The sequence below is a fragment of the Corynebacterium sp. HMSC08C04 genome (genome assembly GCF_001807495.1).
GTDB classification, from domain to species: Bacteria; Actinomycetota; Actinomycetes; order Mycobacteriales; family Mycobacteriaceae; genus Corynebacterium; species Corynebacterium simulans.
The window spans coordinates 25,200-46,938 of record NZ_KV789216.1; the positions used below are offsets into that span (position 1 = coordinate 25,200).

General features: G+C 60.2%; 20 protein-coding genes. 11 read left to right on the forward strand and 9 right to left on the reverse strand.

The features are described 5' to 3' along the window. Positions 1 to 27: 27 nt before the first annotated feature. Positions 28 to 1,224, forward strand: coding sequence for a MarP family serine protease (locus HMPREF3169_RS07625; protein WP_201040623.1), 1,197 nt, complete (start codon positions 28 to 30; stop codon positions 1,222 to 1,224). On the opposite strand, the gene HMPREF3169_RS07630 is transcribed toward HMPREF3169_RS07625, so the two are convergent. The 6 genes from HMPREF3169_RS07630 to HMPREF3169_RS07655 all read right to left on the reverse strand — a co-directional run bounded on the left by HMPREF3169_RS07630 (position 1,221) and on the right by HMPREF3169_RS07655 (position 8,542). Continuing rightward, entirely contained in the window at positions 1,221 to 2,918 is a 1,698-nt protein-coding gene (locus HMPREF3169_RS07630; protein ID WP_062036154.1) for a dipeptide ABC transporter ATP-binding protein, read from the reverse strand. The two genes, HMPREF3169_RS07625 and HMPREF3169_RS07630, sit on opposite strands and share 4 nt — an antisense overlap. Next, a complete protein-coding gene (locus HMPREF3169_RS07635) occupies positions 2,918 to 3,877 on the reverse strand; it encodes an ABC transporter permease (protein ID WP_061920197.1) in 960 nt (319 codons plus the stop codon). Before HMPREF3169_RS07635 ends, HMPREF3169_RS07630 begins: the two co-directional genes overlap by 1 nt. Continuing rightward, positions 3,870 to 4,796: an ABC transporter permease gene (locus HMPREF3169_RS07640; protein WP_061920199.1), complete on the reverse strand. Its 927-nt coding sequence runs from the start codon at positions 4,794 to 4,796 to the stop codon at positions 3,870 to 3,872. The genes HMPREF3169_RS07635 and HMPREF3169_RS07640 overlap by 8 nt, the downstream gene beginning before the upstream one ends. 335 nt (positions 4,797 to 5,131) lie before the next feature. After that, positions 5,132 to 6,718 carry a peptide ABC transporter substrate-binding protein gene (locus tag HMPREF3169_RS07645; protein ID WP_062036152.1) on the reverse strand — a complete coding sequence of 529 codons (1,587 nt, stop codon included), beginning with the start codon at positions 6,716 to 6,718 and terminating at the stop codon, positions 5,132 to 5,134. A gap of 235 nt (positions 6,719 to 6,953) precedes the next feature. Further along, a complete protein-coding gene (locus HMPREF3169_RS07650) occupies positions 6,954 to 7,889 on the reverse strand; it encodes an alpha/beta fold hydrolase (protein ID WP_062036150.1) in 936 nt (311 codons plus the stop codon). 158 nt (positions 7,890 to 8,047) lie between these two features. After that, a complete protein-coding gene (locus HMPREF3169_RS07655) occupies positions 8,048 to 8,542 on the reverse strand; it encodes a phage holin family protein (protein WP_061920205.1) in 495 nt (164 codons plus the stop codon). A gap of 109 nt (positions 8,543 to 8,651) precedes the next feature. Between HMPREF3169_RS07655 and HMPREF3169_RS07660 the strand changes: the two genes are divergently transcribed. Then, entirely contained in the window at positions 8,652 to 9,389 is a 738-nt protein-coding gene (locus tag HMPREF3169_RS07660) for a hypothetical protein (RefSeq protein ID WP_061920207.1), read from the forward strand. A 9-nt stretch (positions 9,390 to 9,398) separates the two neighbouring features. Here the strand turns inward: HMPREF3169_RS07660 and HMPREF3169_RS07665 are convergent, their stop codons facing one another. Then, complete coding sequence (locus HMPREF3169_RS07665; RefSeq protein ID WP_082778534.1) at positions 9,399 to 10,265, reverse strand: HAD family hydrolase; 867 nt, start codon at positions 10,263 to 10,265, stop codon at positions 9,399 to 9,401. Between the two features lie 404 nt (positions 10,266 to 10,669). Between HMPREF3169_RS07665 and ssd the strand changes: the two genes are divergently transcribed. The 7 genes from ssd to HMPREF3169_RS07700 are packed head-to-tail and all read left to right on the forward strand — an operon-like array spanning position 10,670 to position 15,065. After that, the gene (ssd, locus tag HMPREF3169_RS07670) at positions 10,670 to 11,695 is read left to right on the forward strand and encodes a septum site-determining protein Ssd (RefSeq protein ID WP_061920209.1); all 1,026 of its coding nucleotides are present in this window, start codon (positions 10,670 to 10,672) and stop codon (positions 11,693 to 11,695) included. A gap of 14 nt (positions 11,696 to 11,709) precedes the next feature. After that, the gene (locus HMPREF3169_RS07675) at positions 11,710 to 12,855 is read left to right on the forward strand and encodes a TadA family conjugal transfer-associated ATPase (protein WP_061920211.1); all 1,146 of its coding nucleotides are present in this window, start codon (positions 11,710 to 11,712) and stop codon (positions 12,853 to 12,855) included. Further along, positions 12,852 to 13,628 (forward strand): lipase chaperone, encoded by a 777-nt coding sequence (locus tag HMPREF3169_RS07680; protein WP_061920213.1) that lies wholly within the window; start codon positions 12,852 to 12,854, stop codon positions 13,626 to 13,628. Before HMPREF3169_RS07675 ends, HMPREF3169_RS07680 begins: the two co-directional genes overlap by 4 nt. After that, positions 13,622 to 14,152 (forward strand): type II secretion system F family protein, encoded by a 531-nt coding sequence (locus HMPREF3169_RS07685; RefSeq protein WP_061920215.1) that lies wholly within the window; start codon positions 13,622 to 13,624, stop codon positions 14,150 to 14,152. The genes HMPREF3169_RS07680 and HMPREF3169_RS07685 overlap by 7 nt, the downstream gene beginning before the upstream one ends. Before the next feature lie 53 nt (positions 14,153 to 14,205). After that, on the forward strand, positions 14,206 to 14,397 hold the full coding sequence (locus HMPREF3169_RS07690) for a DUF4244 domain-containing protein (RefSeq protein ID WP_061920217.1): 192 nt from the start codon (positions 14,206 to 14,208) through the stop codon (positions 14,395 to 14,397). A gap of 3 nt (positions 14,398 to 14,400) precedes the next feature. Next, positions 14,401 to 14,745, forward strand: coding sequence for a hypothetical protein (locus HMPREF3169_RS07695; protein WP_061920220.1), 345 nt, complete (start codon positions 14,401 to 14,403; stop codon positions 14,743 to 14,745). Continuing rightward, complete coding sequence (locus HMPREF3169_RS07700) at positions 14,745 to 15,065, forward strand: Rv3654c family TadE-like protein (RefSeq protein WP_062036140.1); 321 nt, start codon at positions 14,745 to 14,747, stop codon at positions 15,063 to 15,065. Before HMPREF3169_RS07695 ends, HMPREF3169_RS07700 begins: the two co-directional genes overlap by 1 nt. Here the strand turns inward: HMPREF3169_RS07700 and HMPREF3169_RS07705 are convergent. Beyond that, positions 15,062 to 17,425: a DEAD/DEAH box helicase gene (locus HMPREF3169_RS07705; protein ID WP_070456056.1), complete on the reverse strand. Its 2,364-nt coding sequence runs from the start codon at positions 17,423 to 17,425 to the stop codon at positions 15,062 to 15,064. The genes HMPREF3169_RS07700 and HMPREF3169_RS07705 overlap by 4 nt on opposite strands. A gap of 186 nt (positions 17,426 to 17,611) precedes the next feature. Between HMPREF3169_RS07705 and HMPREF3169_RS07710 the strand changes: the two genes are divergently transcribed. Continuing rightward, on the forward strand, positions 17,612 to 17,815 hold the full coding sequence (locus HMPREF3169_RS07710) for a cold-shock protein (RefSeq protein ID WP_061920226.1): 204 nt from the start codon (positions 17,612 to 17,614) through the stop codon (positions 17,813 to 17,815). Positions 17,816 to 17,864: 49 nt separating this feature from the next. On the opposite strand, the gene HMPREF3169_RS07715 is transcribed toward HMPREF3169_RS07710, so the two are convergent. Next, positions 17,865 to 18,494 (reverse strand): DedA family protein, encoded by a 630-nt coding sequence (locus tag HMPREF3169_RS07715; protein WP_062044397.1) that lies wholly within the window; start codon positions 18,492 to 18,494, stop codon positions 17,865 to 17,867. 281 nt (positions 18,495 to 18,775) lie between these two features. Here HMPREF3169_RS07715 and topA point away from each other — a divergent pair, with 281 nt between their 5' ends. Continuing rightward, on the forward strand, positions 18,776 to 21,739 hold the full coding sequence (gene topA / locus HMPREF3169_RS07720; RefSeq protein WP_070432339.1) for a type I DNA topoisomerase: 2,964 nt from the start codon (positions 18,776 to 18,778) through the stop codon (positions 21,737 to 21,739).

A 21,739-nucleotide genomic window follows, 5' to 3' on the forward strand; every position in this document is an offset into this window, starting at 1 on the left:
CAATAGAAAAAGAAAGATTTTCCTCCCGTGACCCTGACCCTCGCCCTAGACCTCCTGATCATGGTCGCCGTATTGCTCGCCTTGGTGGCGGGCTGGCGCCAAGGAGCTATCTCTGCCGTGCTTTCCTTCGTGGGCATCGTGGCAGGCGTTGTGTTGGGCACGGTGCTGGCCCCCGTTGCCATGCAGCTTACGGACCAAGCGGCTTTGCGCTTCCTGCTGGCCATCGGCGTGCTTATTCTGCTCGTGGGCGTCGGCCAGCTCATCGGCGCAAGCATCGGTGCGCGCTTGCGCGATAGAATGCGGACCCGGCAAAAGCAGCGCGTGGATTCTTTCATCGGTGCCGGCTTCCAGGCAGTGGCTGCGATCTTTGTGATTTGGTTGGTTTCGCTGCCCTTGGCCTCCAATGTGGGCGGTACCCCAGGCAAGGCCTTGCGCGAATCACGCATTCTGACGGCGCTTAATGGGGTGGCGCCTACGCAGCTGGCTGCGTTGCCGAATGGTGTCGCGGCGATGCTGAATGAATCCGGCCTGCCGCCGCTGGTCTCGCCGTGGCAGACTTCCGACTCAGCCGTCGAGGTGGCCGCGCCGCCACAGGACGTGAACGATCCTGCGCTGGTAGAGCAGCTGCGTCCATCAATTATTCACGTGCTTGGCGACGCAGAGGTTTGCTCCCGCCGCTTGATGGGTTCCGGCTTCGTCGCGGCCGATGATTACGTGATCACTAACGCCCACGTGGTAGCCGGCACTGAGAAGGTGCACCTCGATACCGTGTTGGGGCTGCGCGAAGCGCAGGTGGTTTATTACAACCCGGACGTCGATATTGCTGTGCTGCACAGCAAGAACCTGGGAATTGCTCCGCTTGAGTGGGCTGAACAACCGGCAGATACCGGCGATGACGTAATGGTCATGGGCTTCCCGCACTCCGGGCCGTTCGACGCCGGCATGGCGCGGGTGCGCGAGCGCATCACCATTGCTGGGCCGGATATCTATTCCAAGGGCCGCGTCGAGCGTGATGCTTATACGGTGCGCGGCACCATTCGCCAGGGAAATTCAGGTGGCCCGATAGTCAATGACATGGGCCAGGTGTTGGGCGTGGTCTTCGGCGCTTCCGTGGATGATGCGGAGACCGGCTACGCTCTTACCGCCGACGAGGTAAAAAACCACATCGGCGATATCACGCAGCTGCGGAGCCCGGCAGACACCGGCAGCTGCGTTGCTAGCTAGCTTTTGGTCAGCCCCAAGTTGCTGCCCGTGCCAATCTCCAAGTGCATGCCTGGAACCGAGTTGATGAGGTTGCGGGTGTATTCCTCTTGCGGGTTGTTGAAGATGGCCTCGGAGGTGCCAGCCTCCATGACCTTGCCTTTGCGCATAACCACGACGTCGTCGGCAGTCTGACGCACCACGGCTAGGTCGTGGGTGATGAACAGGTAAGACAGCTTGAGCTCGGACTGCAGCTGCGCCAAGAGCTTGATGATCTGGTCTTGGACCAGCACGTCGAGTGCGGAGACCGCCTCGTCGAGAACAATGACCTCTGGGTGCAGGGCCAAGGCACGAGCGATCGCGATACGCTGACGCTGACCACCGGAAAGCTCGTTCGGGTAGCGGCGCATCGCAGAACGCGGCATTGCCACCATGTCGAGCAACTCTGCAACGCGGGCCTCGCGCTCTTTGCGGTTACCCACCTTGTGCAGCGCGAGTGGTTCCTCGATGCACTTGTAGATGGAATACATCGGATCCAAGGAACCATATGGGTTCTGGAAGACCACCTGCATCTTGCGGCGCAGCTGGAAAAGCTCCTTCTTGGACAGCTTCGAGGTGTCCTTGCCCTCGAACTCGATGGTGCCGGAGGTCGGGGAGAGCAGGCCCAGCACCATGTTTGCCACGGTGGACTTGCCCGAACCAGACTCGCCCACGAGTGCCATGGTGGTGCCGCGACGGATATCAAAAGAGACGTCGTCGACTGCCTTGAGCAGTTTCTTCTCGCCGCGCTGACCGCGGATATCGAATTCCTTGTTCAGGTTGCGCACGGAGATGACAGCTTCATCTTCGATGTTGGCGCTGTGCGAAGCCGCGGCCTTGAGCTCTGTGCTTTCCACGCCTGCCTCTTGGGCAGCGCGGATGCGCGAGGAAGCCAAGGAAGGCGCTGCGGTAACCAGACGCTGGGTATATGGGTGCTCCGGATCGCGCAGAATCTCGCGCGAAGGACCAGACTCCACGATGCGGCCGCGGTGCATCACGATGAGGTGCTCGGCGCGTTCTGCCGCCAAGCCCAAGTCGTGGGTAATAAATAGCACGGCGTTGCCCAGCTCTTCAGCGAGGTGACCCAGGTGGTCCAGGATGGTCTTCTGCACGGTCACGTCCAGCGCCGAGGTGGGCTCGTCGGCAATCAGCAGCTTTGGGCGCGCAGCCAGGCCGATGCCGATGAGTGCGCGCTGGCGCATGCCGCCAGAAAACTCGTGTGGATACTGCTTGGCGCGACGCGCGGCGTCGGGAAGCCCTGCTTCCTCCAGGATCTCCACGACGCACTTTTCGCGCTCGGAGCCCTCCAGCACGTTGTTAGCCTTCAGCGACTCTTCGACCTGGGTGCCGATACGCCAGACCGGGTTCAAGTTGGACATTGGATCCTGCGGAACCAAGCCGATCTTGTTTCCGCGCAGGGCCTCGAACTGCTTGTCGTTGTAGTGGGTGATGTCCTCACCCTCGAAGAGGATTTGTCCCTTCGTCACCTTGCCGGTGCCCGGCAGAAGTCCCAGGATGGACATCGCGGTTGTGGACTTACCGGAACCGGACTCGCCCACGATTGCCACGGACTGGCCTGGGTAGATGGTCATGTTGACGCCACGTACTGCCTCGACGGTGCCGGTGGAGGACTCGAAGGAGATGTGGACGTCCTTCATTTCAAGAAGTGGCTTATTCATTAGCGATTCCTTGCCTTCGGGTCGAGGGCGTCGCGGACGACGTCGCCCATCATGATGAAGCTCAGAACGGTCAGGCCCAGAGCGCCTGCCGGGTAGAACAAAACGGCTGGATTCATGCGCAGGGAGGCCTGTGCATCAGAGATGTCGCCGCCCCACGAGACGAACGTGGAGGGCAGGCCGATGCCGAGGAAGGACAGCGTGGCCTCGGCAACGATGTAGGTGCCCAGCGCGACGGTGGCATAAGAAATGATCGGAGCCGCAGCGTTCGGCAGGACGTGGCTAAACAGGATGCGGGCGTTGGAAGCACCGATGGAACGCGCGGATTGGACGAATTCCTCGTTCTTGATGGATACAACGGCACCGCGGGTGATGCGGGCGATGGATACCCAGCCGAACAAGCCAAGTACGAGAACCACAGTGATGATGGTGCGGTGCTCCTTGAACATCTGCATGACAACGATGGCCGCCAACACCAGCGGGATGGCGAAGAAGATATCGGTGATGCGGGAGAGAACAGCGTCAATCCAACCGCCGAAGAAGCCGGCTATGGCGCCCACTAGGGCACCGATGATGACCACGAGGAGGGTGGTCAAAACACCGACGATCACGGATGCGCGTGCGCCGTAGATAACGCGGGCGTAGATATCGCAGCCCTGGCGGTTAAAGCCGAATGGGTGGCCTGCCTCTGCTGGGTCGAGCGACTTGGAGAGCTCGCACATACGCGGGTCAGTATTGGTGAAAAGGCCGGGGAAGAGCGCGAGGAGAATCGCCAAGGTGATCATCACGGCGGCGACCCAGAACAATGGGCGGCGGCGCAGGTAACGCCATGCTTCGCCCCACTGGGAGGAAGGGGCGGATTCATCCTTGACAGCGTCGACGGCGCCGAGGCCGGTCTCGTCGACGTCGGAGATGAAGTGCTCCTGGCCTGGGTACTGGGTGGTCTTGTCGAGTTTAGGCATAGCGGATCCTCGGGTCGAGTACTGCGTAGAGGAGGTCAACCAGCAGGTTGGCGATGATGTAGATGATCACCAGCACGGTGGTGAAGGAGACGATTGTGGTCGGCTCGCCGCGCAGGATGGCTTGGTACATGGTGCCGCCGACGCCGTTGATGCCGAAGATTCCTTCGGTGACGATGGCGCCGGTCATCAGCGCACCGATGTCGGCGCCGATGAAGGTGGCAACGGGGATAAGCGAGTTGCGCAGCACGTGTCGGCGGGTAACAGCCCCGCTGGAAAGACCTTTTGCGCGCGCGGTGCGTACGTAGTCAGCGCGTAGGTTCTCGGCCACAGACTGACGTGTCAGGCGGATGACGTATGCCAGGGACAGCGCACCCAGGACGATGGCCGGCATGAGCAGGGCTTCGAAGGAAGCCTTAGCGCCGACGGTTACGGGCAGCAGCTGCCATTTAATACCGATGAGGTACTGGAAGACGAAGCCAATGACGAAGGAAGGAACGGCGATAACCAAGAGGGACACGACCAAGACGGTGGAATCAAAGAAACCGCCGCGGCGCATGCCGGCGATGACGCCGAAGAGAATGCCGAAGACCGTCTCGAAGACAATGGCCATGAGCGTCAGCTTCACCGTGACGGGGAAGGCATTAGCCATGACCTGAGTGACCGGGACGCCGGAGAAGGTCGTGCCGAAGTCCAGCATGAAGATGCCCTTGATGTAGAGCAGGTACTGGACAATGAATGGCTTGTCGAGGTTGTATTCCGCCTCGATCCTGGCGCGAGCTGCCTCGGTGAGGCCGCGGTCGCCGCCGAGGGCTTCGACCGGGTCACCGGGCATCAAGAAAACCAGTGCGTAGATGAGCAGGGTGGCTCCGAAGAACACCGGGATCATCTGGAGCACTCGTCGCCCGATATAGCGCAACATAGTGTCGTCCTTTACTAGTTGTGTACATTCGCTTGCCGACGCCGCGTGGAACCTGGCGGGTCCGTGCGTATTTACGCTGTGGCAGAGGCTGCTTACGCGTTTATTAAAATCTGTCGCCTGTCTGGCTATAGGAAATCGTAGTTTGTGACCTATCTCAATGTGCAATATGCAGGCGTTATCGAATTATTAGAGGGGTAGTGCGCGGGGGCCTTGTCAATAACGGGCCTAGTCCGTAACAGAAACTGTGGGATGTGCAAACCGAGAAAGGGGCGGGCATGGCATTGCTCCGCCTCGAACGCGCCGAGGCGGAGCAGGTGCCATGAGCGGAAGGAGGGTTACTCCTTGGTGATTTCGTAGTAGACCGGTACGCCCTTCCAGCTGAACTTAGCGTCGCTTACGGCCTCGGAGAAGCCGCCGGTGGCGTTCGGGTACCACAGTGGGATGGCCGGCAGGTCCTCGAACAGGATTGCCTGGGCCTCCTTGTACTTGGCATTAGCCTCTTCTTGGGAGCTGGACTTTGCTGCCTCTACCAGGAGCTTGTCGAACTCTTCGTTGGAGTAGTCGCCGTCGTTAGAAGAGCCACCGGTCTGGTACAGCGGTGCCAAGAAGTTACCCATGGATGGGTAGTCTGCCTGCCAGCCGGTGCGGAAGCCGGTCTTGATGGTGCGGTTGGTGACTTCATCACGCAGGGACTTGAAGTCCGGGTAAGGCGCGCCAACTGCCTCGATGCCCAAGGTGTTCTTGATGGAGTTGGAGACTGCGTCAACCCAGCTCTTGTGGCCGCCGTCAGAGTTGTAGGCGATCTCGAAGGAAGGCGAGGACCACTTGTTCATCTTGTCGGCCTTGGCCCACAGCTCCTTGGCCTTTTCTGGGTCATACTTCAAGACCTCATTGCCCTCGATGTCCTCGGAGTAGCCCGGCAGAACAGGGGAGGTGAAGTCCTTGGCTGGGGTGCGGGTGCCCTTGAAGATGGTCTCGGTGATCTCGTCACGGTTGATTGCGTAAGAGATTGCCTGGCGGCGTAACTTGCCCTCTTCGCCGGAGAAATGCTCAAGGTTCTCGCCGATGGTGAAGGACTGGAAGCCTGCGTAAGGCTGGTTGGATGCGCGCTCACCCAGGTCGGACTCGTAGACGTCGAAGGCGGCATCTGGGACGGCGTCGAGAAGATCCAGGTTGCCGGAGAGCAGATCGGCGTAGGCGGCGTCGTTAGAAGTGTAGAAGACGAACTTAACGCCGTCGTTAGCAGCCTTCTGGCCACCCTTGTACTCCTCGTTCGGAACGACGGTAGCGTCCTGGTTGTGGTTCCACTCGGCGAGCTTGTACGGGCCATTGCCGATTGGGCTCTGGCCAAAGGCCTCCAGGTCATCGAAGGCGGACTCGTGGAGCGGGTAGAACGCGGAGTAACCCAGCTGTGCTGGGAAGTCTTGTTCAGGGTTGTTGAGCTCGACGGTGAAGGTGTAATCGTCTTCTATCTTCAGGCCCTCGAGCTCCTTTACGCCCTCCTTGAAGCCCTTGATGTTGCTGAAGAAGGAAGCGTTGAGCTGATCGTTTGCCACTGCGTAGTTCCACGCGTCAACGAAGTTCTTTGCGGTAACCGGGGAACCATCGGAGAAGTTGGTCTTCTTGAGCTTGATGGTGAACTTGGTGTTGTCCTTGTTCGGCTCGATGGATTCTGCGATCTCGTTCTGCGCCTTGCCATCCGCGTCGTAGTACACGAGGCCCGAGTAGATGCTGTCAACGATGCGGCCGCCGCCGGTTTCGTTGGTGTTTGCCGGGATCAGCGGGTTCTGGGGTTCGCTGCCCCATGCGGTGATGTAGTTGCCGCCGGAGCCGTTCGCGGAGCCGTTATCGCTACCGCATGCCGCGAGGGCCAGGGTTAGGGAGGCTGCAGAAACTACAGCGAACGTCTTTTTGATCGTCATAACGGGGAGAGACCTCCGAATTAGGTCGAGCCTTGAGTGAACATTGATGAACCTTGAAAGGTTGGAACTGAAGTTACACTGTGGCTGCGCGCACATTCAAGGATTTGAAAATTATAAGCGTGTGATGAAAACTATAAGTCGGCAGATAGTATTATCTGTACAGGACTTTTGTGCGAATACATAAAGAAAACGCCACCCCTTTGTGGGGTGGCGCTCTGAAAGTATTAATTGTTACTTATTTCGCAATTTGTTCCCTTAAGGGTGCAAGCCATTGCTGAAGGGTCTCGACGAAAACGCCCGGGGCCTCGATGTGTGGCAGATTCTTAGTCTGCGGAATGGTCTTTTCTTCGAAGGTACCAAGGCAGCGGTTTTTCGCGCGGCGAATAAGCGGGCGCCATAGTTGCTGAGCGGGATGAAAATAAAGAATGGGTGCTTCCACCGAGGAGTCGATCCAACTTAATGGCGGAACAGCAGTGCGCATGCGGTGGTTCCACAAGATGCCGCGGCGTACATTGCCGATTTGTGAGGCGGTAATGCGCAGCTGCGCAATCTGGTTGCGTGCGTCGTGCGAAAAGCTCGAGTCGGTGTTGAGGGCCAGCTCTTTTTCATAGCTTGAGGCATAAAGGAGAGGGTTGCGGCGGCTGAGTGGTCCGCCCAAGCGGCAAAGGGCGGCGCGCAAAAGGAGCCAGCCGAAGTCCCAGGGACGTGCCGCCATCGCGCGGCGCAGATCGACCGGGTGGGAAGAAGAGATGGAAACTAAGCCAAGCGTGCGTTCTGGGCGCTCGCTAGCTACCGCCCAGGCAATTGCGCCACCGGCATCTGCGCCAACCAAGAAGGCTGCATCGTGGCCCAAGGCTTGGATTACGCCGGTGACGTCGCCAACCACTGCGCGCATATCTTGGCCTGCTTCGACTGGCGGTTTATCGGAAAGGCCAAAGCCGCGCATGTCGAGGGAAGCAACGTGAAAGCCTTGTGCGGCCAAAGGGGCGATGGCGTCTTTGAAATCGAACCAGCCGCCGAAAGAGCCGTGTAGGAAAAGTACGAGCGGATCGCTTGGAGAACCTGCGGTTGCAACGTGGAGGCGAATGCCGCGGGTATGGATGTACTCGTGTTTGAATGGTCCGTCTAGCTCAACCACCGAGGGCGACAAGGGTGCTGGAGTCTGGGCCATGAGATGTGGTTCCTTTCACCAGATGAGGCAGCTTGCAGCAAGAAGGGGTGGGAGAGACGGGGGCGGCGAAAAGCAAACTCGCCTATTAAATGCTAAACCCGCCCGAGCAAAAGCAAGCTCGGGCGGACTAAGCGAAGAAAAATCTCAAGGTAGAAGCTTTAGGTGTACAAACCGCGCTCGACGGACTTGGAAGCCTTGCCTGGAACCAGCTTCTTTAGTTCCTTGGTGGACTCGATGGTCTTCTCGGGTGCCTTGACCTTCTTGATGTTCTTAAAGCCGATGAAGCCAACGACGGCTGCGATCACCAGCATGATGAGGAAGACGATCAGGAATGCGGCCCAACGGTCGAGCCACTTGTCAAGCAGCTCGGCGAGGAAGAGGAAAAAGAAGAAAGAGCTATAAAGCGCAACGGTTCCGGCAACGCCGAACATGCCAGCACCGATGCCGCCCTTCTTAGCGGACTGAGCCAGCTCGGTCTTGGCGAGCTCGACCTCGGAGCGGACGAGCTGAGACATCTGCTCGGTAGCGTTGGAGACCAGTTGGCCAACGGAGGCCTCGCCGCGCTTCGAGCTATCGGCGTCGCTAAGCGGGATAGCGTTGACCTTTGGGGCGAACTGGTTCGCACCGTCAGTGAATAGTCCGTCGTTGCTCACGGTTAAATACTCCTAGCGTTTGTCTAAATCTGTATTGGCCATAGTAATGAAGCCTGACAGCTGCGTGTGTGAGGAATCGCAGTGGCCGCACAGGTCTATCCTAGAGGATATGGCAGAAAAAGACCCGTTGGCCCCGCTCTTTGCGTTACCCGGTGTGGAAAATTCAGCCGCGCGTGCGGTCGAGAAAATTTCTCGCGCGCACCGCCGTCCTGCTGGATTGCGGAAATTTGATGTCATTTCTGCGGAATCGGCGATGCGGGGTGCACGTGCTGCGGTCTTTGTAGATGGGCTCAAAATTTCGCCCAATGTTGCGCCCGATCTATCCCCCGATCTAACTGCTGAAGACGCAATGGAAGGGCCGCTGGCCAATTCCATTAGCGCCTATAGTCTCTTGGCCCCGGAGGTTCAGGCAACCACGGTGCGTACCTTTGCCCGTGCCCCGTTGCAGGTGCTTGCGCGTCTCGACGTCGCGGCCGGCGGCACGGGAATGCCAAACAGCGCACAAGCAGCACGCGTACAAGCCCTTTCTCGTCTTGTAAGTGGAGGAAGCGGCGTTGCCTTCGACCGCCTGCTGCCCGTCGTGGTGCACGCGGAAATTGCGGCTTATGAGGTATTTGGCCCACGCAGTAACTTGATTGGAATGGTTGCCGCACGCCTGGCAGCCATCCATAGCGGATTCGATCCGCGTGGCTTCGCCGTACCGGAGACCTATTACAACCGCCATAGCGCGCAGTATTGGCAGGTCATAGGAGAATATTCGGAAAATCCCGGGCCCGCATTGGAGTTTTTGCTTGCAGCCTGGGCTGCCGGCGGCGTGGAGGCGGATGGAATCGCGCGCTCGGCCTAGAAGCTGGCACTAGGCGCTGGACTTTGGGGCACGCAGAAAATCCGGGTGCTGGTTGAGCCAGAGCCCTGCGGCCACAACCGCTGCGATGCCAGCGACGACGGCAGATCCAATGCCTACTTCTTTTGCGCCCGGCATCGTAAATAGCGGAACCGGATCCTTGAAGGTGCGGATATCCCAGCCATGTTCCAGGGCATGCTTTTTCATGTGGCGATCGGGATTGACCGCCACTGGGTGGCCAACCAGAGCTAGCATCGGGATATCGGTGGCGGAATCAGAATAGGCAAAAGAGACATCCAGGTCGATATCTAATTCCGCAGCGAAGTCCGCAATGGCCTGAGCTTTTGCTGCGCCCTTGCAGTAGTACAGAATCTTTCCGGTGAACTTGCCGTCCACCTCTTCTAGCTCGGTAGCGACTACGCGCTCGATGCCTAGCTCTTCAGCGATGGGGCGCACGAGCGTGGCAGCCGAAGCCGAGATGATGATTACCTCGTGGCCGGCTGCTTGATGGAAATCGATGAGTTCCCGGGCCTCTGCGTAGATGGCGGGCGTGACCACGTTGTGCATGGTCTCTTTGGCGATGCTGTGTACCTCCGCGACGGACCAACCGGCGATCATCGCGGCTAGTTGATCGCGAGTGGCGTCCATCTGCTGGCTGGAGTGCCCCGCGAACATGTAGCTTGCTTTTGCAATCGACATCTGCAGCGCCTCCGCTGGGGTAATGAGCCCGTTGTGCATGAACTCTTTGCCAAAGGCGAAAGCGGAAGATGTGGCGATGATGGTCTTGTCTAGATCGAAGAACGCAGCCACGCGTGCGTAATCGGCGGCCTGCTCTACGGGAGCCTCGCCGCTGCGGTGGTGGCTGGATGCATCATTCATGTTGTGGCCAATGTTAAAGGTGTTGCGTGGCTGCGGCAAGAGGATCGGTGCAATCCAACAAATGCAGGAAACAAGCTGGATTGCTGCTGTTGTCAACCTGTCTCTTACATGTCATAATGAGCCTTGCAAGGCCCCGATATACAGTGCGGCCTGCCCCGGCTCACCCCCCCGATGCCGGGTTACCGATGACCCGCGCACACCCCCCCGAGGCGCGGGTCATCATCTATTTACAGGCGGGATGCCCTAGAAACCACGCGTTCAGGAAAGTACCAACCGCACTATTTCCACAGTTTTTAGCTGATACGTCACCTTGAGTCGCGGTAGGTGCTTTAAAACCGGCGAGTTATCCACAGCCGCAAAATTGCCTCTAGTGCTGGGGATATCGCTTCACCAATGCTGGAGGCATGAGTTCATACGACGCCAGCATCGCTATCGCAGTGGGAGATTCCGCGCTGCGGGTGGAAGTAATCGCCGCGGCAGCGGCGACGAGCGCGCAGGTTACTGCGGTTGAGGACCCGCGTGACTTCGCGCGGTACCTGCCGAAAGCCACGGTCATCGTTGCGGATAAGCTCACCGCGGAATTAGTCGCCAGCCACAGTAGGGCACCAGTGCTTTTCGTCGCAGCAGATCCAGGACCCATTGATTATGAGGCCGCCATGAAGTGCCGCAGCGCCGAGGCCTTTATCATTCCGGCGGAATCGAAACAGCTTTTGAGCGCTTTGGCGGATCGAGTCCGGCCGCAGCAGACAAGCGGCAATAACTTCGCGTTGGCCATAGTTGGCGCGGCAGGGGGAGTAGGAACTTCGACTTTTGCTTATGCCGTGGCGAGCGTGGCAGGGGCCGGACTGCTTATCGACGCCACCTCTTACTCCGGTGGGCTTGACCTACTGGCAGGAATCGAGGAGGAGCCGGGAGCGCGTTGGCCGGACCTTGCGGCAGGTAGCGGAAGCGTAAACGCAGTGGATCTACATCGCGCGTTGCCGCGAGTAGGCGAACTGGGAATTTTGGCTGCTGCGCGGAGTGGCCATGCAGGCCAGCCGAGTATTAAGCCGGCGCGCCGGGAGGCTATTTTTCAGGCTGCCGCGATGCACCCAGCCGGGGCAGTTTTCGATTGCTCGCCCCTTGAAATCCCACAGGCCTGCGAGCATGTCGTAATCCTAACGGCTGCAGAGGTGCGCCCGACTGCCGCATGCGCCAAGCTCGTGGCGGAGCTGGAGGCCAAACAACAAAAATGCAGTGTAGTGGTGCGCTACAGGCAGTGGTCAGGCCTTTCGAAGGAAGACATCGCCAAAATTGTTCATCGCGATCCGATTGCCGAAATTCCCACGCTCCGGGGTCTTACCAAAGCTGCCGATACGGGTGGCCTACGGCGGCTGCCACGCGGGCTGCGGGTGGCTGCCGAAAACGTTGTCGGCGAGGTCCTGGCATGAGCGGCGGTGCAGGGATGAGCGAGATAAATCTCTTGGATAGGTTGCGCACGATTGTGGCCGCGTCGCCTGAGTTGGTGGCTGACACTACGGCGCTCGCGCGCCGGATTCGTCAGGAGGCAGGCGTTATCAGCGATGCAGACGTGCTGGATCTGCTGCGTCGCCTGCGGCATGATTCCCTGGGCCTGGGAGTCCTCGAGCCGATCCTGGCGCAGCCCGGGCTTAGCGACGTCGTGGTTAACGGCCCGCGCAGTTGCTTTATCGACCGAGGCAATGGGCTAGAACCCACGCCAGTTTCTTTTGTCGATGATGCCGAAGTCCGCCAGCTGGCCACGCGCCTGGCCGCAGTAGCAGGCGTGCGCCTCGATGATGCGCAGCCTTTTGCCGATGGTCGGCTTGCCCGTGGGGATGGCACTGCGTTGCGCCTGCATGCTTTGTTGGCACCGCCTTCGGCTGGCGGGACGTGCATCAGCTTGCGCGTGCTACGCCAGGCGCAGACGAGCCTGGAGCAGCTTGTTGCCAGCGGGAGTATCGCGAAAGAGGTGGAGCCGCTGCTGCGGGCCATCGTGGAAAAACATGCTTCCTTTCTCGTCATTGGCGGCACCGGTGCGGGAAAGACCACTTTATTGTCGGCGCTGCTGGGCACGGTGCCTAAGAATGAGCGCATCCTTGTCATCGAAGACACCGCGGAGTTGGCGCCGCTGCATCCGCATGTGGTGACTTTAGTATCCCGGCGCGCTAATGCAGAAGGCCGCGGTGAAATAACGATGGCTAAGTTGCTGCAGCAGTCTTTGCGTATGCGCCCCGACCGCATCGTGGTCGGTGAGATTCGTGGTGCGGAGGTCGTGGACCTGCTCGCCGCATTAAACACTGGTCACGATGGCGGAGCAGGAACGTTGCATGCCAACTCCGTGTGGGAGGTGCCAGCTCGCATGGAGGCACTCGCCGCACTGGGTGGGTTGGACAGGGCGGCGTTGCACTCCCAACTGGCCGCCGCAGTGCATGTGGTCCTGGCGATGGAAAGAGGGCCTGAGGGAAGGCGCCTGGCACACATTGGGGTGCTGGAAGGCAATCCGGTACGGCCGCAGCTTATCTGGAGCGCCGACACCGGGCCGGGGGAAGGCTTTAGTGAGTTTGTTGAGCGCTTAGGGGTGGCGCAATGACTTTTATACTTCTGGCTTTAGCTGCGCTTTTAGCGCAACCATCCGCCGCGCGGCGCTTGCATCAAACGGAAGGGCGCAAGCGTGTCCCGACGCTTTTGATTGGGCCAATCGTCTTTTGTGGTGGGCTGTGCTTTTACGTCTTTGGCCGCTTAAGCGTCGCCCTCGCAGTGCTCTGCGTCGTTGCCTGCGCGGTGTGGTACCTGCGGGATATCAACTCCGCGCGGAGATCCCGGCGCGCCCGCAAAGAACTCGCCACGTTCCTGGGCACGGTCTCTGCGGATCTGCGGGCCGGTGCTACGACGGCCGGTGCCCTAAAGCGTGGCGTGGAAGCGCTACCTGCGGATTGCCCCGCCGCCGTGCTCGTGCCGCTGCGCACTGCGGCAGGCATGGCCGCCCACGGTGGGGCCATCCACGGTCCGCTCGTTGCGGCCACGGAACCGGCGGTGGTGCGGCTAGGCCACGTCATTCGGCTCTCTTCTTTGCACGGCGTGGCGCTGGCGGGGCTGGTGGAGCAAGCCCAATCCCAGTTGGATGCGGCCCGCCGGCATGCGCAATCCACGGAGTCTTCTCTGCAAGGTCCGCAGGCCACCGCGCTTATCCTGGCATGTCTGCCGTTGGCCGGCATCGCCATGGGAGGCGCGATGGGCGCGGATTCGCTGGGGCTGCTTTTAGGAGGCGGACTTGGTGGCCTTCTTCTCGTCATAGGGGTTGGCCTGGCCTGCGGCGGGTTTGCGTGGTCGCGCTACATCTTAAGGAGCGCGACGGCATGCTGACTTATCTTTGCCTGGCTCTTGCACTGTGCATTCCCACGAGCGCGCCGCTGCGTCGGATCGTGCGGCCCAAGACTCCGCGGGATGGCCCCGGAAAGCAGCCGGCACCGCTCGATGTGGCCGCCGACCTAGAGCTCTTCGCCGCCTGCGTGGAGGCAGGGCTGTCGGTACGTGAGGCCTTGGCAGGCGTGGCGTCGACAAGCGCGTGCGCTGCCTGGAAGGAAGCGGCGACGCTGCTGGGCGTGGGCGCTCCGCTGGCCGCTGCCGTGGACGTGCTGCGTGCACAGCCGCAACTCGAAGATCTCGCCGGATTACTGGAGCTTTCCGGGGAATCGGGTGCGGCGATTGCCGCGGGCTGTCATCGCCTAGTCGAAACCTTGCGGGCGGAAGCCACAGCTCATGCAACCGCTCGGGCAGAGCGCGCCGGGGTATTCATCGCGCTGCCGCTGGCAGTGTGCTTCCTCCCAGCCTTCATAGTCCTGGGATTGGTGCCGGTGATTTTAAGCCTCGGCTCCCAATTGTTGTAACCGTAAACCACACATTTTTCACCTCAATTCACCCACAAGGAAAGGAAGAGAACATGCACAAGATTGCTGCTCAGATTAATACCGCTTTCAAGAATGACGACGGTATGTCCACCATCGAATACGCCATGGGTTCGCTGGCCGCTGCGGCCCTTGCGGCTGTGCTCTATGCCGTCATCAACGGCGGCCAGGTGCCAGACGCTATCGAATCCATCATCACTGACGCTTTGTCTAACACTCCGGGTTAAACAATGCGGCGCTGTTATCTTCACATCGTTCGGCGCCTTAGCGGCGACACTGGTTCGGTCACCATTGAGGCAGCCCTCGGCTTGAGCTCTTTGGTCATCGTTGCAGCCGGTGCCGTTGCGGGTGTCGCGACGATGGCGGCCCACCTGGCGGCTGTCGACGCCGCCGGTGCCGCTGCGCGTGCCTATGCGATAGGCGAGGACTACTCCCAGGAGAAAGTAAGCGTCGACATCGCTGAAAGGGGTGGCCTCGTCACCGCACAAGCCACCGTGCGCTCGCCGTTGGGGGAGATGAAAGCGCAGGCAGTGTTTCCGGCCGAGATAGCGGGTTCGGCGGGAGGCGGGCAGTGATGTGCCGCAAAGACGCTGAGGCTGGCTATGCCACCGTGGTTAATGCGGGGATCATCGTTGCCATCGTCTCCCTCCTCTTGGTTGTTGTCACCGTGGCCAGCCGCGTGGCAGCGCGCCATGAGGCGCAGGTTGCCGCCGACATGTCGGCGGTGGCGGCCGCGTGGGAACACGCAAAAGGCCAAGACGGGTGTGCCGCGGCGCGGGAGACCGCGCAGCACAACAACTCCAGTGTTAGGCAGTGCCGCGTGATCGAGCGCGATGTCATCGTCACTGTCGCCGTGAGGCGCGTGGAGGCGGTGGCTCGGGCTGGTCCGGTCTAGGTCTCGGTGGGCATGGGCCCTGACTGCGTCATCGTCACCAGTGCACCAAGCAACTTAATGGCACCGGCCTTATCCAGCGGGTTGTTGCCGTTGCCGCACTTTGGTGACTGCACGCACGAGGGGCAGCCTGCCTCGCACGGGCAAGAAACCACCGTTTCATACGTGGTGGCTATCCACTCCGGGAAGCGGCGGAAGCCTTCATCGGCAAAGCCGGCGCCGCCCGGGTGACCATCGTAAACAAAGACCGTAGGAAGACCAGTATCCGCATGCTGCGCCGTGGACACGCCGCCGATATCCCACCTATCGCAGGTAGCAATCAGCGGTAGCAGGCCAATCGCGGCGTGCTCCGCCGCGTGCAGAGTGCCCGGAGTATCGGCGGCGCTCACACCCATTGCTGCAAGCGCCAGCGGATCAATGGTGTAGGCCACCGCACGGGTGTGCAGGCGCTGCTGCGGCATGTCCAGCGGAATGTCATCGCCAACCGTGCCGTCGGGCAGGCGCACCTGGTAGCCGGTTACTTGGTCGACTACTTCCACTTCTACGTTGGCCACCCACAGACCCGGCGCATAGTTGATGAGCTCATCGGCCTCGCGCACGATGCGGATATCCGTAGTCGAGCGCGGGGTCGTTGTATATTCCGGCGTCTCCGGCATTGCCAGCGCCAGGTAGTCCGCGAAGTGCAGCTGCTCAATCACGAAGCTTTCGCCCTGATGCAGATACACCGCGCCGGGGTGGACCTGGCTGGCGGCGCGTCCAGCGTCGATGGTGCCAAGCAGGCGGCCGTCGGAAGAATCCACGATCATCACTTCCTCGCCTGCGCCGCCGCGCAACGATACCGCCGAGTGTGCGGTCTCTGGGGTGAGCTCTTCGCCCGCCGGGATGGGCGCTGCAAACCAGCCACGGTCGCGGCGTCGCAACAGCCCGCGCTCCGCCAAGGAATGGACAACCTCCTGCGCACCCAGCTGGGCGATCTCCGCATCTTGCAGTGGCTTTTCCACCGCCGCGCAATAGACATGGCCGAACAAGATATAGGGATTTGCCGGGTTAAACACGCTGGCCTCCACCGGCCTTCCCAGCAGGGCCTCCGGATGATTCACCAAGTAGGTATCCATCGGCTCGTCGCGCGCGACCAAGACCACCACGGAGCCTTGCCCGCGTCTTCCCGCGCGGCCCGCCTGCTGCCAGAAGCTAGCCACCGTTCCTGGAAAGCCCGCAATGACCACGGCATCAAGGCCGCCGACGTCAATGCCTAGCTCCAGCGCGGAGGTGGTGGCGACGCCGAGCAGCGTGCCGTCGTCAAGCGCGTGCTCTAACTTGCGCCGGTCCTCAGCTAAGTAACCCGCCCGATAAGCCGCGATGCGACGGGCGAAATCGGGCCGTCCGAGGGAACCAGATAGCTCCTCCGCGGTGCGCAAGGCCACCGTCTCCGCGGCGCGCCGGGAACGCACAAAGGTAAGAGTGCGGGCGCCTTCTGCCACCAAAGTCGCCATCATCCCGGCAGACTCGGTGGTTGCGGCATAGCGCACGGGAGCGCCATTTTCGCCCTCCGCACCATCGATGAACCCGGGCTCGCAAAGTGCCACCGTCCGCGCACCCGTGGGAGCGCCGTCTTCTGTGACCGCAACCGTGTCACGCCCGGTAAGGCGCTGCGCATGCAGTGCGGGGTCCTTCATCGTGGCCGAGGCAGAAATCACCACCGGATGCGCGCCATAGTGTTCGCATAAGCGCAGCAAGCGGCGCAAAACCAACGCCACATTCGCGCCAAATACTCCCCGATAGGAGTGGCACTCATCTACGACGATGAAGCGCAAGTGCCGCAGGAAACGCGCCCAGCGCTGATGCGAGGCCAGCATCGACATGTGGATCATGTCTGGATTCGAAAAGATAAAGCGCGCATCGTCCCGGATGCCGGGTCTGGATTCGGTGGGCGAATCGCCGTCGTAAGGCGCCGCGACCACACCGCGCAACTGCTCAACTTCGCGGCATATCTGCAAAACCGCGTGCAGCTGATCCGAGCCCAACGCCTTAGTGGGGGTGATATACAAAGCGCACGCGGTGGGCTCTTCCGCCAGCCTAGTCAGGACGGGAAGGAGATAACCCAAAGATTTGCCGGAGGAAGTGCCGGTGGCAACCACGACGTCGTTGCCCCGCCATGCTTCTTCGGCCACTTTAACCTGGTGCGAATAAAGCTTTGCCACGTCATGGCCCTGCAAATAGGTTTTAAGTCCCGGCAAAACCCACTCTGGCCACGGCCCGAACTGGGCAGGTTTTGCCTCTAAAGTGGTGACGGAAGTAAACGTTGTTTCATCGAAGCGGCGTTGCAGCAGCTCGACTAATTCTTGGCCGAGGGGGTTGGGCACGCTACCCCCTTTCTAAAAAGATTTACGTGGCGAGCTATCGCCAGCTAACCAAACGTGCCACACTGGGTGCTAGGCCGATAAATTCTTGGCTCAGTGTTTTTCTTTTGGTTAGTGCTGGCGAAGATTTGTTTTCCACAATCCATTTTGTCCACTACTAGTAGACACTTACATAGAAGGTTAAACACCATGGCACAAGGCACCGTCAAGTTCTTCAACGCAGAAAAGGGCTACGGCTTTATCGAGATGGAAGATGGCTCCGGCGACATCTTCGTTCACTACTCCGAGATTCAGGGCAGCGGCTTCCGCACCCTGGAGGAAAACCAGAAGGTTTCCTTCGAGGTCGCCGAAGGTCAAAAGGGGCTGCAGGCCCAGAACGTCACCGCCCTTTAAAACGCGGCGTTTAAAAGCTCACACACGGCCCCTTTAAGCCTTTAAAGGCTTAAGGGGTTTCTGCATATCCGCGGCGGGTATCCCACCACTCGAGCACCGCATTCTGGGCCTTTTGTAGGCCAAAGCCGATGATGACGGCGGCGATGATGCTGACAATCATCGCCACGGCAGGAGAATCCGAGAAGGCCTTGCCACCCACGAAGCCAATGGCCAGCGCCTGCGCGGCCCAGATGCTGACGCCGATGATGTCGAAGAAGAAAAACAGCGGCCAAGGATAGCGCATCGAGCCCAACAGGATGGTCATGAAAAGGCGGGCCGAAGGGATAAAGCGTGCGATGATAATCGCCGCGCCACCGCCGCGGCGCATGTTGCGCTTGACCCAAGCCAGGCCCTCGTAGGCCTTGGTGCCCTTCTGGACGCGATTGACCAGCGTCATCAGGCGGGTGCCGAGCAGGAAGCACAGGTTATCGCCCACGATGGCGGCCAGAATTGCCACGAAGAACATCATGGGGATGTGCGGGTAGCCCTGCGAGGCTGACCATGCTCCAACCATGTTGAGCGGGATCTCTGAAGGCAGCACCGGGAAGAAACAATCGAGGAAAATCAATGTTCCTACCAGCGGGTATACCCATTGGGTTAGCATGACTACTTCGATCCATGCGGTGACGGATGCAACCATCATTCCTCCCCATCGGGTACGCGATTCGTGTTACTGTGCCTGTTACTGTGCCCAGTTACTGTGACAAAGCGTCCAGTATAACCGTGCATGTCTAAAGGCAGCAGGTAAGGCAGCGCAGCTGCCCTAATAAGTACAGAGTAAAAGAACTTCTGTACGCTATTGCTCAATTGCCTTTTGATCGTGCTCGTTTAACGTAGCGTGAACAAAGGGCGTTGTATAACCGTTGTAGAAAGCAACGTGTGAGCGACAAGTGATCGCATCATCGAAAGGGATGAAGTCGAGTGGCAGAAGTAGCCGGGAAAACCCTGGTCATCGTCGAGTCGGCGACGAAGGCTAAGAAGATCCAGCCCTACCTAGGCGACAATTACATTGTTGAGGCCTCCGTGGGACACATTCGTGATCTCCCACGTGGCGCCGCCGACGTCCCGGCGAAGTACAAGAAAGAATCCTGGGCGCGCCTCGGCGTCAACCCCGAGGATGACTTCACCCCGCTCTATGTCATTAGCCAGGACAAAAAGAAGAAGGTCGCTGACCTTAAAGCCAAGCTGAAGCAGTGCGATCAGCTCTATCTCGCAACAGACCCCGACCGCGAGGGTGAGGCGATTGCGTGGCACCTGCTTGAGGTGCTTAAGCCAAAGGTGCCGGTGCGCCGCATGGTCTTCAACGAGATCACCAAGTCCGCCATCTTGGAGGCGGCAGAAAACACCCGTGAGCTCGACGAGAACCTGATCGATGCGCAGGAAACCCGCCGCATCCTGGACCGCCTTTATGGCTACGAGGTTTCGCCGGTGCTGTGGAAGAAGGTCATGCCGCGCCTTTCTGCCGGCCGCGTGCAGTCCGTTGCCACCCGCGTCATCGTCGAGCGTGAGCGTGAGCGCATGGCGTTCATCTCCGCCGAGTACTGGGATCTTACCGCTCGCCTGCACAGCGAGAAGGCTGAGGCGAAGGAAGTTTTCGATGCTCGTCTGACCGCCATCGACGGCAAGCGTGTTGCCCTAGGCCGTGACTTCGATGATTCGGGCAAGCTCAAGAGCGACGAGGTGGTCGTCGTCAAGCAGGCGCACGCACAGGCGCTTGCCGACGCCCTGAAAGGCGCCGCTTTCTCCGTCACAAGCGTCGAGCACAAGCCATATACCCGCAAGCCTTATGCGCCGTTTATGACCTCGACCCTGCAGCAAGAGGCGGGCCGCCGCCTGCACTACACCTCCGAGCGCACTATGCGCATTGCGCAGCGTCTTTACGAAAACGGTCACATCACCTACATGCGTACCGACTCGACCTCGCTGTCTAAGCAGGGCCTGAACGCGGCGCGTGGCGCGGCTAGCTCCATCTTTGGCGCGGAGTATGTCGCTGATTCCCCGCGTATCTATGACCGCAAGGTGAAAAACTCTCAGGAGGCCCACGAGGCGATCCGCCCGGCGGGCGAAAAGTTTGCCACCCCGGGCGAGCTGTCGAGCCGCCTCGATGCCGAAGAGTTCAAGCTCTACGAGTTGATTTGGAAGCGCACCGTGGCCTCCCAGATGGCAGATGCCAAGGGAACCTCCATGAAGGTCACGGTGGCTGCGAATGCGAAGACCGCCGAGGGCGCGCAGGACGTTGAGTTTTCTGCCACCGGCCGCACCATTACCTTCCCGGGCTTCCTGAAGGCCTACGAGGACGTGGCTAACAAGAATTCCGACGGTGAGTCCCGCCTGCCGCACCTCGACGAGGGCGACGCGCTGGCCTCCCAGGAAGTTTCCGCTGACGGTCACTCCACCAACCCGCCGGCGCGCTATACCGAGGCCAGCCTGGTTAAGAAGATGGAAGATTTGGGCATTGGCCGTCCTTCCACCTATGCCTCCATCATCAAGACCATCCAGGACCGCGGCTACGTGCTCTCGCGCGGCAACGCGCTTGTGCCATCTTGGGTTGCCTTCGCGGTCATCGGCCTGATGGAAGACAACTTCACCGAGCTGGTGGATTATGACTTTACTTCCTCGATGGAAGACGAGCTCGACGCGATTGCCGCTGGTAACGAGAACGGTACCGAATGGCTCAAGGGCTTCTACTTCGGCAATGCTGAGGCCAAGGAGCAGAAGGCGGATTCCATCGCGCGCCACGGCGGCTTGAAGTCCCTTATCGATATCAACCTTGAGGCCATCGACGCTCGCAAGGTCAACTCCTTGCTGCTCTACACCGACTCGGAAGGCCGCGACGTCTTCGTGCGCGTCGGCCGCTATGGCCCGTACATCGAGCGCGTGGTGGGCACGGCCGAGGACGGCACACCGGAGTATCAGCGCGCCAACCTTTCTGAGACCACCACCCCGGATGAGCTGGGTGAAGAGCTCGCTGAGAAGCTCTTTGCCACCCCGCAGGGCGGCCGCGAGCTGGGTGAGAACCCCGCCAATGGCCGCATGATCGTGGCCAAGGAAGGCCGCTTCGGCCCGTATGTCACCGAGCAGGTGCGCGAGGATGAGCGCGAGAAGGCTGAGGCCGAGGCCCTCGAGGTGGTCAAGCAGGAGCGCGAGGCTGAGGATAAGCAGCGCGCCGAGGAAGGCAAGCGCGCCAAGAACTGGGAGACCAAGACTGCGGAAAAGCAGAAGGAAAAGCGCATCGCCGAGTACATCGACGAAAAGCTCAAGCCTGGCACCGCTTCGCTGTTTAGCTCCATGGAGCCTTCTTCGGTCACCCTGGAGCAGGCCCTGCAGCTGCTTTCCCTGCCGCGTGAGGTGGGCGTGGATCCTTCCGATAACGAGGTCATCACCGCACAGAATGGCCGCTATGGCCCGTACCTGAAGAAGGGCAGCGATTCCCGCTCGCTGGCTAACGAAGAGCAGATCTTCTCCATCACCTTGGACGAGGCGCGCCGCATCTACGCGGAGCCGAAGCGCCGTGGCCGCGCCGCCGCGCAGCCGCCGCTGAAGCAGCTGGGTGACAATGACGTCTCCGGCAAGCCGATGTCCGTCAAGGATGGCCGCTTTGGCCCGTACGTCACCGACGGCACCACGAATGCTTCGTTGCGCCGCGGCGACGATCCCGCAACGCTTACCGACGCCCGTGCCAACGAGCTGTTGTCCGAACGCCGTGCCAAGGAAGCCGCGGATGGTGGTAAGAAGAAGACCACCAAGAAGGCTGGTAAGAAGTCGACCAAAAAATCGACTAAGAAATCCACGAAGAAGGCAACCAAGAAATCCACGAAGAAGTCGACGGCGAAGAAGCCTTCGCCAGGCACTAAGAACGTGGTCAAGGCAGGCAGCCGCAAGTAG